At 63.6% G+C, this 12,864-nt stretch carries 9 protein-coding genes and 1 pseudogene; 1 reads left to right on the top strand and 9 read right to left on the bottom strand.

The features are described 5' to 3' along the window. Window positions 1–67: 67 nt before the first annotated feature. Genes fabI through SO140_RS02275 form a run of 4 tightly spaced genes read right to left on the bottom strand, consistent with a single transcriptional unit; the run spans window position 68 to window position 5,281 of the window. Window positions 68–856 carry an enoyl-ACP reductase FabI gene (gene fabI, locus SO140_RS02290; protein ID WP_498542260.1) on the bottom strand — a complete coding sequence of 263 codons (789 nt, stop codon included), beginning with the start codon at window positions 854–856 and terminating at the stop codon, window positions 68–70. Continuing rightward, window positions 853–2,067: an acetate/propionate family kinase gene (locus SO140_RS02285; protein ID WP_498542259.1), complete on the bottom strand. Its 1,215-nt coding sequence runs from the start codon at window positions 2,065–2,067 to the stop codon at window positions 853–855. The genes fabI and SO140_RS02285 overlap by 4 nt, the downstream gene beginning before the upstream one ends. 5 nt (window positions 2,068–2,072) lie before the next feature. Then, a complete protein-coding gene (locus SO140_RS02280) occupies window positions 2,073–3,035 on the bottom strand; it encodes a phosphate acetyltransferase (RefSeq protein WP_498542258.1) in 963 nt (320 codons plus the stop codon). A gap of 29 nt (window positions 3,036–3,064) precedes the next feature. Then, window positions 3,065–5,281: a DUF3141 domain-containing protein gene (locus SO140_RS02275; RefSeq protein WP_498542257.1), complete on the bottom strand. Its 2,217-nt coding sequence runs from the start codon at window positions 5,279–5,281 to the stop codon at window positions 3,065–3,067. 142 nt (window positions 5,282–5,423) lie between these two features. On the opposite strand from SO140_RS02275, the gene SO140_RS02270 reads away from it, so the two are divergent. After that, the gene (locus SO140_RS02270; protein WP_449377335.1) at window positions 5,424–5,945 is read left to right on the top strand and encodes a GNAT family N-acetyltransferase; all 522 of its coding nucleotides are present in this window, start codon (window positions 5,424–5,426) and stop codon (window positions 5,943–5,945) included. Between the two features lie 9 nt (window positions 5,946–5,954). Here SO140_RS02270 and SO140_RS02265 read toward each other — a convergent pair whose 3' ends face one another. The 5 genes and pseudogenes from SO140_RS02265 to SO140_RS02245 all read right to left on the bottom strand — a co-directional run bounded on the left by SO140_RS02265 (window position 5,955) and on the right by SO140_RS02245 (window position 12,860). After that, window positions 5,955–7,043: an AI-2E family transporter gene (locus tag SO140_RS02265; RefSeq protein ID WP_449377336.1), complete on the bottom strand. Its 1,089-nt coding sequence runs from the start codon at window positions 7,041–7,043 to the stop codon at window positions 5,955–5,957. 108 nt (window positions 7,044–7,151) lie between these two features. Continuing rightward, window positions 7,152–9,180, bottom strand: a pseudogene (locus tag SO140_RS02260) (TonB-dependent receptor). A gap of 280 nt (window positions 9,181–9,460) precedes the next feature. Next, window positions 9,461–10,504: a HoxN/HupN/NixA family nickel/cobalt transporter gene (locus SO140_RS02255; protein ID WP_449377337.1), complete on the bottom strand. Its 1,044-nt coding sequence runs from the start codon at window positions 10,502–10,504 to the stop codon at window positions 9,461–9,463. 68 nt (window positions 10,505–10,572) lie between these two features. Then, entirely contained in the window at window positions 10,573–12,081 is a 1,509-nt protein-coding gene (locus SO140_RS02250) for a glycerol-3-phosphate dehydrogenase (protein WP_498542256.1), read from the bottom strand. Then, complete coding sequence (locus SO140_RS02245) at window positions 12,078–12,860, bottom strand: class II aldolase/adducin family protein (protein ID WP_449377339.1); 783 nt, start codon at window positions 12,858–12,860, stop codon at window positions 12,078–12,080. The genes SO140_RS02250 and SO140_RS02245 overlap by 4 nt, the downstream gene beginning before the upstream one ends. Window positions 12,861–12,864 lie beyond the last annotated feature (4 nt).

Genomic DNA, 12,864 nt, shown 5'->3' with positions numbered 1-12,864 from the left:
TCAGCCAGAAGCGTCCCAACCGGATGTCCCAGATTGGCTCCTGCGGCGCGCGTCGCGCCACCTCTCCTCAATCGATGATGTGATAGCCGCCGTCGATGTAGATGACGCTACCGGTCATCAGCTTGGCGCCGTCGAGCGCCAGGAACGCCGTGGCATGACCGACGTCGTCGATGCTGACGAGGCTCCGTGCCGGAGCCTTCGACTGCGCCTTGTCCATGAGCTCGTCGAACTCCGGAATGCCCGACGCCGCGCGCGTCGCCAACGGTCCCGGTGAAATCGCGTGCACCCGGATGCCCTTCGGCCCGAGCTCCGAGGCGACGTAGCGGACGGCCGATTCCAGCGCCGCCTTCGCCACGCCCATGATGTTGTAGTTCTCCACGACCATCTGGCTGCCGTAATAGGTCATGGTGAACATGGTGCCACCATTCTTCATCAGCGGCTCCGCCAGATGGGCCATGCGCAGGAACGACCAGCAGGAGACCTCCATGGTCTTGAGAAAACCCTCGCGCCCGACATCGACCACGCGTCCGTGCAGCGCTTCCTTTGGCGAGAAGGCGATGGAATGCAGCAGGAAATCGAGCTGGCCCCACTCTTTCGCGATGCGCTCGAACACCTGCTCGGTCTGGCCTTCGACCATCACGTCCAGCGGCATGAAGATCGGTGCTTCCAGTGCCTGCGCCAGCGGCTCGACGTGCTTCTTGGCACGATCGTTCAAATAGGTCACGGCCAAGTCGGCGCCGAGCGCGCGAAACGCCCGCGCGCAGCCCCAGGCGATCGACTGATCGTTGGCGATGCCAACGACGAGGCCTTTCTTTCCCTTCAGCGCAACCTTCGTCTCCGGAAACACGGGAATCATGACACCCTCATAGATCTGGCGTTTTGCGATTTTCCGTTCATCAGCAGCGCCAACGTGTGCTGCGCGATCATCAGTTCCTCGTCGGTCGGCACGACGTAGACGGGAACGAGACTGTTCGGTCGCGAAATCAGCCGCGAGTGACGCGCGTTCTCGGCGGCATCGAGCACAACGCCCAGCCAGCCGAGTTGCTCCGCGATGCGCGCGCGAATGCTGACCGAGTTCTCACCGATGCCGGCGGTAAAGACGAACGCGTCGAGGCCCTGCAAGGCGGCAGCGAGCATCCCGGCGGCAAGACCGATCCGATAGACGAAGTAGTCGATCGCGAGCTTTGCGCGTGGGTCCGCACTCGCCTCCAGCTCCCGCATGTCGTTGCTGACGCCGGACAGGCCCTTCAACCCGCAATCGCGATAGAGGAAGTCCTGCACATTCGCGGGCGACATGCCCTTCTCCGAGATCAGATAGAGCACGACGCCGGGATCTAGCTGGCCGGGACGCGTACCCATTGGCAGACCATCCAGCGCCGTAAAACCCATCGTGCTCTCGACGCTCTGCCCACCCTTCATCGCGCACATTGAGGCGCCGCTGCCAAGATGCGCAACGATCACCCGCCGTTTCGCGATGTCGGGCGCGATCTGCGGCAAGGTCTTCGCGATGTATTCGTAGGAAAGTCCATGAAAGCCATAGCGCCGCACGCCTTCGGCATGCAGCTGATGCGGGATCGCGTAATGATCGGCAAGCGGCCCATGGCTGCGGTGAAACGCGGTGTCGAAGCAGGCGACCTGCGGAAGCGAAGGAAAGTTGGCAAGGATCGCACGGATTGGCGCCAAATTATGCGGCTGATGCAGCGGCGCCAGCGGGACAAAGCGTTCCAGGCGCCCCACCACGCCGTGGTCGATCAGGACCGGCCGCTCGTATTCGGGCCCGCCATGCACGACGCGATGCCCGACAGCCAACGGTTGGAGGCGAGCCTCATCTCTCAGCCACTCGCCCGCGACCTGCATCGCGGCCGGAACGTCCGGAATCGCCTCGATCGGATAGGCGCGATCGGCCATGGGATCGCCACCCGCCCCGCTCGCCCGCAAACGCGGCCGGCTGCCAATGCCGTCCATCTGCCCCTTGATCTGCCGGCGAAGCGTGCCCTCGCCCTCGACCGAGTAAACCTGGAACTTGACGCTCGAGGAGCCGGCATTGATGACGAGAATGGTGTCCATGGCGGTCACGCGGCAACTGTCGGCGCCTTTTGGCGCCGTGCATGGGCGTAAAGCGCGGCCACGGCGCAGGACGCCATCCGCGCCCGCGGGCTGTCCGCGCGCGAGGTGAGCACCACCGGGACGCGCGCGCCGAGCACGATGCCGGCGCCATCGGCCATGGCAAAGTAAGCGAGATTCTTCGCCAGCATGTTGCCGGCCTCGAGGTCGGGCACGACCAGGATCTGCGCCCGGCCGGCCACCTCGGACTTGATGCCCTTGATCCGCGCGGCCTCGGGATCGATGGCGTTGTCGAAGGCCAACGGTCCGTCGAGCAGACCGCCGGTGATCTGGCCGCGATCGGCCATCTTGCAGAGCGCGGCGGCCTCGATCGTGGACGGAATTTTTGACGTCACCGTCTCGACCGCCGAGAGGATCGCGACCCTCGGTATCTTGCCGAAGCCGGCAAGATTGTAGAGGTCGATCGCGTTCTGGATGATGTCGCGCTTGGCGTCGAGATCGGGGAAGATGTTGATGGCCGCATCGGTGACGAAAATGGTCTCGGCATAGGCCGGCACGTCCATGACGAAGACATGGCTGATGCGCCGGTCGGTGCGCAGGCCGCCGGTTTTGGCCGTGACGGCCCGCATCAGCTCGTCGGTGTGCAGGCTGCCCTTCATCAGCAATTCGCCGCGGGTCTCGTGGATCAACTCGACGCCCTTGGCTGCGGCCGCGTCGCTGTGCGGCGCATCGACGATCTCATAGCCGGCAATATCGAGACCGAATTTGCTCGCTGTCTCCTTGATCTTCCGCTCTGGGCCGACCAGCAGCGGCCGGATGATGCCAGCTCTCGCGCTGTCGACGGCGCCACGCAGCGATGTCTCGTCGCAGGGATGGACCACGATGGTCGTCGAGGGCGGCACGGCCTTGGCGGCCGCGATCAGATGGTCGTATTTGCTGCCCGCTTGCGTTTGCGTCGTGTCGGCCGACATGATGCTACTCCCAATTCTGACAAGCTGCGCTACGACGCTTTTGCCTTGGGATCGAAAGGGGCGACGTTCGACTCGCCTTCCTCACCGACACCGAAGAGCCCGGCAATCTGCTTCAAGCGCTTTGCCCGCTCGCCTGTGATGTCCTCGCTCGCGGACAGCACCTCGCGCATCGCTGCGAAAGCTCCGCGCCGCTGATTGACGTCATCGGGCAACATCTTCGGGATCGCAGCCAAGGCACGGTCCCGGTCGAGCAGCAACATGAAGAATTGCTCGCGAACCAGCATCTTGAACTCAGCCAGCGTCAAGCGGGCTCCAGCATGGTCGCGCCGAACCTGGCGCAGCGCCTCGATGCTTCGTTCGTCCACCATGCCGCGGGCGGAACCGACATAAAGCAGTGCACGAATGGCAGCCTCGCGAAGGCCGCCCTCACCGATCTTCGACTTCAACTCGGCGATCCGCTTCTCCAACATCGCTCGGTGTTCGGCCGTCATCTCCCGCCGGCCGGATGGCGCGGCGTTCGGATCCACTCCGACCGCCGCCTGCAATGCGGGCGAACCATAGACGTTGAGGAAAACGGCTTCGCTCAGCGCCTCCTGCGAATCCCGCCAGCTATCCAGCGCGTGAACGATCTGCTTTGACATCTGCTCCTGGAACGCCAGGAACGGATTGTCCTTCGAGGCCGGCTTGCGCTTGTCCTCGACCGCGTCGGCCGCCGATTTCACCACCGACATCCATGGATTCTGACTGCTGAAGGCCTCGTATTGCAGCCGCAGCGGATGAATGTTGCGCGCCCATTCCGCCATTTGCGGTGTCACCATGCCCTTGATCCAGGGCTGAACGTACCTTTGATAGGCGGCAAGATTGAGTTCCGAGACGCGCTTGGCGGCGGCAAAGCGGCGCTCGTCCTCCGGCGAGTTGCCGCCCATCGCGCGGATATCGTCCAGCGTCCGCGCCTCGCAGCGCATGATCCACTGACCAGTCGCGAGATCGGCATTGATGGTATCGGAACCTCTCGCCTCGAACGTGGCCTCATAGAGTCCCGGTGGCAGCACGTCGATCAAATCGATATTGCTCGAGAATTCCGCGTGTTCCTTCTTGGCGACGCCGCCAGACACGAAGATGCCGAGATGGCCGACACTTTCGTGCACGGTATAGACGATGGTCTGCCCATAGGCCCTGATCTCATCGACATCGGCATAGCAATCGAGGATCCAGTGCAACGCCTGCTGCGGCGGAGTAATGTTGTCGCCCTTTGAGCAGAACACCACGATCGGCGAGCGGATGTTACGCAAATCCACCTTCCGGCCGTCGGACATCTCGATCTTGCCGGCCGCGAGATTGTTGCCGACGAACAGCTCGTCGACGATGAACTGGATCTCCTCGGCATTGAGGTTGACGTGACCGCCCCACCACCGCTCGAATTCGAGGTAGCGGTCCGCTTCCGTGTCGACCTTGGAATAAACGTTATATTGCTTGGTCCAGAGCGTGTTCGAAGGATTCTGGTTCTCGAAGTTCTGCACCAGCCAGGCACCATCGAACTTGCCACCGCCGAGATCGCTCGCCAGCGCCGTAAGCCAGCTTCCGCCGAGCAGCCCGCCTGAATAGCGCATCGGGTACTTGCCGTGTACGCCCGCCCAATAAGCGAGCGGCGCGCCAGCAATGATGAGCGGCCCGAACAGTTCCGGCCGCAGCGAGGCCAAAATCATGACCGCCCAGCCGGCTTGGCAGTTGCCGATCACGCAGGGTTTGCCGTCTGCCTCGGGATGGCGGCTGATCACCTTCTCGATGAACAGGGCCTCCGCCCGCGCGATGCGCTCGATGGTTTGTCCCGGCATCGGTTCCGGAAGGAAGCCAATGAAATAGCAGGGATGTCCCGCCTTCATGGCGACGCCGATCTCGCTATCGGCCTTGAAGCCACCAATGCCCGGCCCATGGCCGGCGCGGGGATCGACCACGATGAATGGCCGCCGCTTTGTATTGATTTCGACGCCCTTGGGCGGAATGATACGCACCAGCGCATAATTGACTGGCTCGTCCAGCTTGCGGCCGTCCATGATCAATTCGGCGGCATATTGCAGAACGTGCGGCGCGGTTTGTGCGACATGTTCCCGGTACTGGTCGCCACGCTGACGCATGATGTCCAGAAAGAGGACGCTGCGCTGGCCTGCATCCACCAGATATTCGACTGCCGACGCAACCAACCCAGACATGGGACCGCCGGGGAGTTGTGCTGTGTCCATGGACATGTTCCGACCTCGCTGTCGCGCTGCATCATTCAAGTTGCACGGCCCGCGGCTGACGTTGATCTAGGTCAACGTCGGACGCCCTTTGAAGCGGTGTCGAGATATGACGCTCGGCAGTGATCGAGGCGAGATGGTATCGGGACCCATGACAGAGGCGGCAAACTATACAGCCCAGGAGATTCTGAAGGACGGAAGCCCGGTCGAGATCAGGGCGCTGCGTCCCGAGGACGAGGCGGAGATGCTGGCCGCGATCGAGCGGACCAGCCCGCAATCTCTGCAGCGTCGATTCTTTGCCATGAAGCGCCACTTCTCGGACAAGGAGCGTGCCTTCTTCCTGCAGGTCGACTTCAAGAATCACGTCGCGCTCGCTGCACTTGTCCGCGGCGGCGACGGACAGATGATCGTCGGGGGTGGCCGATTCATCGTGTTCGAGCCAGGCGTCGCAGAAATGGCCTTCGTCGTGACCGATGCGTACCAGGGGCGTGGACTGGGCTCGCTCCTCATGCGGCACCTCATCCAGATCGCGCGCGACGGCGGATTGCGGGAGCTGACGGCAGAAGTCCTTCCCGGGAATACGGCCATGCTACGCGTCTTCGAAAGGTCCGGCTTCAAACCGGCCGCACGCCGTGATCCGCAGACGGTTCATCTTGTGCTTCAACTCGGCTAGGCAGCAGCTTCAGTCGCCTGTCGTTTTTCGCACCGGCGCGCCGCTGTCGATACGGATCCACGCCACGGCGAGTTCCCAGGCCACCGATAGAATGATCGGCCCGATGAAGAGTCCGATGATGCCGTGTGCCAGTGTTCCTCCGATCACACCGATCAGGATCACGAGCGTCGGCGTGGTCAGGCCACGCCCCATCACGAGCGGCTTCAGGATGTTGTCGAGGAAGCCGACAAGGACGAGGAACACCGTCAGGAGCAACGCCGTCGTCACGTCCTTGTCCATCCAGATCCAGATGACCACGGGAAGAAGCACGATGAGCGGGCCGATCTGCACGATCGACAACAACAGGACGACGAAAGCCAGCAGACCCGCGCTTGGAATATCGGCCAGCTTGAAACCGATACCGGCCAGCAAGGCCTGAATGATCGCGACGCCGATCACGCCCTGTGCCACCGCCCGGATGGTCGCACCCGCAAGCGCCAGGAAATGCTCGCTCTGCTCGGGCACGATCCGGGTCAGGAAACCACGGGTCACCGCCACGAGTTGCGGCCCGAAAGGAAGGAGAATACCGGAGACGATGACGGACACCAGGAACTGAAGCGTGCCAAGCCCGGCATCGCCTGCGAATGACAGCAGCGGCCCCGCAAGCGGCTTCAAATAGGGCGCCACCTCACGCAACACCGCCCGCACGTTGGTGTAGGCCAGATCCCAGAATTCATAGAGCTGCGGGCCGATCAATGGCCACGTCTTGACCTGCTCCGGCGCCGGCGGAAGCATGACGTCACCGGTGCCGAGCTGGCTTGCCAGGTCCTTCACACCCTCCACCGCGCTCACGCCGAGCCAGGCGGCCGGGCCCAGAACGATGCCGAGCGCGACGAGCGTCAGAATCGCTGCCGCGGTCCGCGGACGTCCGCCGAGCAGTTTGGCGAGCCAGCTGAAGGCGGGATAGAACGCGACCGCAAGCACCGCGCTCCAGGTCAGGATCGACACGAAGGGTCGGATGATGACGAACGTCCAGATGATCAGCAAAGCCAGCAGGCCAAGCCGGATCAAGAGCTGGATGATATCTTCTGCGGACAAGAGCTGACGAAGCGTCTTCACGGCGGACTCTCATCTCAAGGCAGCCTTCAAAAATATCGATCGGCCTCGCGTGATCCTGTTGACCCAGATCAATGATCGCCTCTCCTGCGGTTCCCCGCCGGACCGCCCCTAGAAGGCGCCCGCCATCGTCACCCGAAAGGTGAGCGGCTCGACCGGGTGCAGCACGTAGTCCATCACGCCATTCTGGCACACGGCCGGCGGCGCAGCCTGCTGCAGGTAACAGAGATTGTAGAGGGAATCCGTTTTCAGGAGCGAGCCGTAGGCATAGGTGATCTGGTTGGCTTTTGTGTTGAAGAGATTGAGCACCTCGAGCTGGATGCGCCAACCTTCGGTCGTGCGGTAGCCGAGCCGCGCGTTGACGATGCTGGTCGGCTGCGAGCGGAACGCATTGTCCTCGGTCAGCGGACTGGAGGCGAGGTAGCGCCAGCGCACGCCGCCGAACCAGCCGGTCTTCTCGCCGAACGTGATGCCCGCGGACGCCACCATGGCCGGCGCGTTCGGAATATAGTTGCCGGGCGCGTTGCCGATCTGCGCCTCGGGGAAACCTGCGAGCGAGGCATAAGTTGTCGCCTGCTCGCTGTCGTAGCCGCGAAAGCGCGCATGCGTCATCGCAAGATCGGCGTCGAGGTCGATCCAGGATCTTGGGCGATAATGGTTGGTCCACTCGAAGCCGTAACGGCGGCTGGCGCGGCTCGCCGAGGTATCGCCGGCATCGCCGGAGAACAGAATCTCGGAATCCTGGTCGAGAATGAAGACGCTGAGCGAGGTGTCGAGATCGGGAAGGATCCTGCTGCGGACGCCGACCTCGGCACCTTTGGTGCGCACCAGCAGTGGTGACGGTGAGAGTTTCGTGCCGGGATCGCTGGGGTCTTCGGTCGTCGTCGCGCCGCGCGCGTCATTTGAGTGCATGCCGTAGCCGGCGCCGAGGAAGAACTCGGTCTTATTGAAGGGACCGAGCACCATCCGGAACTTCGGGCTGCCGATTGCGGCGCTGGTGCGGCCGCTATTGTTCGCATCGTACAGCGACGTGACATCGGCGGCGTAGTAATCGCCGCGCCAACCGGCCGTGGTCCGAAGCCAGCTGGTCCAGCGCACGGTGCTCTCCGCATAGACACCGACGCTGCCCTCGCCCACCTTGTCGCTGCGGATATTCGACAGGAAGTCGCGCTGAAACGTTCGCATCAACGCGAGCTCGATTGCGTCGTAGCGCGATTGCAGGCCGATGGTGGTCTCGATGGGCAGGCCCGCAAATGATCCGTTCAGCGTGCGCGCGACGTTGGCGCCAGCCATGAGCCGGTCATCATGCTGGTGGAACTGGTCGCCGAACGTCTGGTCGCTGAGGACATAGGTGAAATTGTTGAAGAGATCGAGCTCGCTCTTGACGACGTAGGCGTTGGCCTTCCAAGACCCCACGTCATCGCTCTGCGCAACGCGCGCCGACAGCGCGAAGCGATTGGTGTTGCCGCCGTCGCTCGGGTCCTCCGATCCGAACCGGTCGAGCAGGCCGGATGTGATCGCACGCTGCGGCACCTGGTCGGTCGAATTCCATTTGTTGACGTAGGCCATGCCGGTGATCGAGACGCCCTCGGTCGCGGTGCCCTCGCTGTAGCGCATGAGCCCGTTGAGCTTGCGCATGTCGTCGGGATTGTCCCAGGGGCCATTATATGTCCCCGCCTCGCCGGCGATCAGCAGCGAGCCGTCGCCGAGCTTCACCGAATCCATGCCAAGAAAGCGGCGATAGCCGAAGCTGCCCGCGGTCATCTGCGCCAGGCCCTTCACCGTGCGATCGATCAGGCCGATATGCACGCTGCCGACAGAAGAGAAATCACCCTCATCGGCGAAATACGGCCCCTTGCGCACGTCCATCGCGGCGACGGTTTCCGGGATTAGCCAGTTGAGATCGGCGTAACCTTGGCCGTGCGCGTGCGTGCGCATGTTGACGGGCACGTCGTCGACATAGATCGCCAGATCGGTGCCGTGATCGAGGTTATGGCCGCGGAGAAAATACTGATTGGCTTTGCCCTCGCCGGAGTGCTGGGTCACGATCAGGCCGGGGCACCGCCTCCAGAAGTTCGCCTTGACGCGTGACGGGCCGTGCGCGCAGATCATCGCCCGATACGGTCGTTTCGCTTGCCATGGATGGCGACGCTGGCGGGCCGGAGGCGACGCCGCTGACGCCAGACGCCGCGACCACATTCGGACGCACAATGAGCCGCGTCGTCGAGGCCGTGGGCTTGCCGGAGCGCTGCGGCGAGCGTTTGGCCGTTTGCCGGGATGGCTCGCTACGGGTCACCTCGATCGGCGGCAATTCGCGCGGGACAGGAACAGCCTGCGCGAAGGCGCCCTCGCTTCTTGCGCATACGAGGCAGGCAACGAGCATCGACAACGCGGCCGATGCTCGCCTGCGCGCAAAATACTCAGGCCACCTCGACGGCATCGACGGGTCCGGCGCGGCCGAACGCGACGCGATAAGTAACGATGGAGACGACCCAAGCGAGCACGAACAGCGCGATCACCGCGAAGCCGAAATTGGCGAGCGAGCCGTTGAGGCTTTCGATCAGCGTCCACAGCGCGCCGTCGAGACCAAAACGCTGGCCGATCAGGCCGAGCGCCTCGACGCCACCAATGAACAGCGCGACCACGACGGAAGCGCCGGTGATGGTGAGGTTGTACCAGAGCTTGCGCATGGGATCGACGAAAGCCCAGCGATAGGCGCTCACCATCAGCGCCGAGTCGGCGGTGTCGACCAGCGCCATGCCGGCGGCGAACAGTGCGGGAAACACCAGCACGTCGGACAGCGGCGCGCCCCGCGCGGCTTCCGTCGCCGAGATGCTCAGCAAGCCGATCTCGGTCGCGGTATCGAAGCCGAGCCCGAACAGGAAGCCGAGCGGATACATGTGCCGGGATTTCGAGACCATGCGAAACATCGGCGCGAGCAGCCGTGCCAGGAAACCACGGCCGGCCAGCAGCGCCTCGATCCCTTCTGCATCATGGGTGCCCTGGGCGCGGACCGCGCGCAGCGTCCGCCACAGGCCGACGAGGATAGCGAGATTGACCACGGCGACCAGCAGCAGGAAGAGCGCAGACACCGAGGTGCCGATCGCGCCGCCGATGGTCTTGAGCAGGCTTTCGCCGCCAAGGCTCACCACGCCAAGGCTGAGCAGCAGCGTGGCAACGACCACGACCGTCGAATGGCCGAGCGCGAAAAAGAGCCCGGCGCTTCTCGGTGTATCGCCCGCATGCATCAGCTTGCGCACGACATTGTCGATGGCCGCGATGTGATCGGCATCCACCGCGTGGCGCAAGCCGAACACCCAGGCGAGCAGCGCGGTCGCCATCACCGCGGGCCGGTCGGCAAACAGCGCGAAAGCCCAGCTCCATGCGGCGATGTTGGCGAGGATAAGTCCCGCGAACAGCAACAGGGTGCCGGACTTGTCCCCCTGCCCAAACCACTTCGTCACGCGACCCGCTCCATCCAACCGCACTCCGGTATGATCTTTCTACCGAACTATCATACTCGGGGGCAAGCTTAGATGTAGCCCTCAAACGCGACACGCTGGGCCGGCGTCAGATGCAGCCCGTGCTTGGTCCGGCGATCCAGGAAGTCGGCAGGGCTTCTAGCCCACTCATTCTCGCGCAAATACAATGCCTCGCATTCATAGAAATCGCCGCCGAAATGACGTCCGAGATCGGCTGAGATGCGGGCCGGGCCCAAAAGCTCACGGGCGCGCGTCCCATAAAGGCGCGCATAGTGATGAATCAGCTTGCGCGGAAGATCGGGATAATCGCGCGCGAGACCGACGACGAAATCGTCGAAAGGACCGCCGATGTCGCCGCCGGGCAGCGGCGCGCCTGCCGTCCAAGCCGGCTGCATCTTCGGAAACCAGCCCGCCAGACGCTCGAGCGCATGCTCGGCGAGTCTGCGATAGGTCGTGATCTTGCCGCCGAAGATCGACAGCAGTGGCGACGCATCGGGCGTGCCGTGAATCTCGAAGACATAGTCGCGCGTCACTGCGGACGGATTGTCTGCGTTGTCGTCGTAGAGCGGCCGTACGCCGGAGAAGGCATGGACCACTTCGCTTGCACGCGGCGGAGCCCGGAAGTAGCGGCTCAAGACCTTGAGCAGATAGTCGATCTCGCCCTCGTCGATCGCGACGTCCTCGGCGCGGCCGTCGTAGGGAATGTCCGTTGTCCCGATCAACGCGAGATCGTCCTCATAGGGATTGACGAAGATCACGCGGCGATCCTCATTCTGGAGCAGATAGGCCTGCGGCCCGCTCCAGAATTTCGGCACCACCACGTGGCTTCCCTTGACCAACCGGACATTGTGCGAGGAGTTCAGGCCGGCAACGCCCTGTACGACGTCCTGCACCCAGGGACCTGCCGCATTGACGAGCGCACGCGCGCGGGCGATCTGCGTGCTACCGTCCTCGCTCTGCATCTCCAGGCGCCAAGTGTCCCCTTCCCGGCGCGCGCTCACCGCGCGGGTGCGCGGCAGGATTTTTGCGCCATTGTCTGCAGCATCGATCAGATTGAGGATCACGAGCCGGGCATCGTCGACCCAGCAATCCGAATATTCAAAGCCGCGACGGAATTCGGCGTGCAACGGCGCCCCCTCCGGCGCATGCGCGAGATCGAGCCCGCGGCTCGGCGGCAATTGCTTGCGGCCGCCGAGATGATCGTAGAGGAACAGACCGGTACGAACCAGCCAGGCCGGCCGTTGCTCCGGCGAGTGTGGCAGCACGAAGCGCATCGGCCAGATGATGTGCGGCGCCGATGCGAGCAGCACCTCACGCTCTATCAGGGCTTCGCGGACCAGGCGAAACTCGTAATATTCGAGATAACGCAGCCCGCCATGGACGAGCTTGCCGGAGCGGGACGAGGTGCCTTCGGCGAAATCGTCCTTCTCGCACAACAGGACCTTCAGCCCGCGCCCCGCCGCGTCTCGGGCAATACCGGCGCCATTGATGCCACCGCCGATGATGGCGATGTCGACAAGCCCGTGATCCCTGCCCGCCTCAGGCGCAGCGCCCGTCATCGCTTTCCGCTGCGCTTCTTCTCGACCCGTTGCCGTGCCGCCGCCTTGGCAGCGCGCGCCTTGCCAGGTTTTGGACCCGACTTGGCGCTGGACTTGGCGCTGGACTTGGCCTTGAGCTCGGGCTTGGGCGCCTGCAAGCCGTAAGTCGAGAATCCCTTCACCGTGTCGGCGATCTCCGCTTCGCTGAGAATATGCGGCGCCCCGAGCGCGAGCGAGAGATAATATTGCCGAGCGATAGTCTCGAGCTCGACGGCGAGCCACATCGCCTTGTCGAGATTGGCACCCACCGCGATCATGCCGTGATTGGCGAGCAGGCAGCCGTTGCGGCCGTCGAGCGCTTGCAGGGCGAGTTCGGATAGCTCGGCAGTACCGTACCGTGCATAGCCTGCGCAGCGGATGTCGTTGCCGCCGAACGCCGCCATCATGTAGTGGCAGGCGGGAATCGATTTGCGCGCGATCGCGAGGACCGTCGCGTAGGTCGAATGGGTGTGGACGACACCGCCGACATCCGGCCGCCCACGCATGATATCGAGATGAAAGCGCCATTCGGTGGACGGCTGGAGCGGTCCTTCCCAGGCACCGTGCTCGCCCTCGATCGGCATCGATGCGATCATCTCGGGCTTCATCGCGTCATAGGGCGTCGCAGACGGCGTAATTAGCATCCGGTCCTTGTAGCGGGCGGAGATGTTGCCTGACGTCCCCTGGTTCAGTCCCGAGGCGTTCATCCACCGGCATTTGGCGATGATCGCTTCGCGTAACTGTCGCTCCTCACGGGTCATGTCA

It is taken from the genome of Bradyrhizobium sp. UFLA05-108, from assembly GCF_059803455.1.
The sequence above is the reverse complement of the archived record's forward strand: the minus strand, read 5'-3'. Positions and strand labels throughout refer to the sequence as shown.

What these genes read in the sequence shown, in the direction of transcription:
- fabI (WP_498542260.1), bottom strand. Translation starts at nt 856, where the DNA reads ATGATTCCCGTGTTTCCGGAGACGAAGGTTGCGCTGAAGGGAAAGAAA.
- SO140_RS02285 (WP_498542259.1), bottom strand. Translation starts at nt 2,067, where the DNA reads ATGGACACCATTCTCGTCATCAATGCCGGCTCCTCGAGCGTCAAGTTC.
- SO140_RS02280 (WP_498542258.1), bottom strand. Translation starts at nt 3,035, where the DNA reads ATGTCGGCCGACACGACGCAAACGCAAGCGGGCAGCAAATACGACCAT.
- SO140_RS02275 (WP_498542257.1), bottom strand. Translation starts at nt 5,281, where the DNA reads ATGTCCATGGACACAGCACAACTCCCCGGCGGTCCCATGTCTGGGTTG.
- SO140_RS02270 (WP_449377335.1), top strand. Translation starts at nt 5,424, where the DNA reads ATGACAGAGGCGGCAAACTATACAGCCCAGGAGATTCTGAAGGACGGA.
- SO140_RS02250 (WP_498542256.1), bottom strand. Translation starts at nt 12,081, where the DNA reads ATGACGGGCGCTGCGCCTGAGGCGGGCAGGGATCACGGGCTTGTCGAC.
- SO140_RS02245 (WP_449377339.1), bottom strand. Translation starts at nt 12,860, where the DNA reads ATGACCCGTGAGGAGCGACAGTTACGCGAAGCGATCATCGCCAAATGC.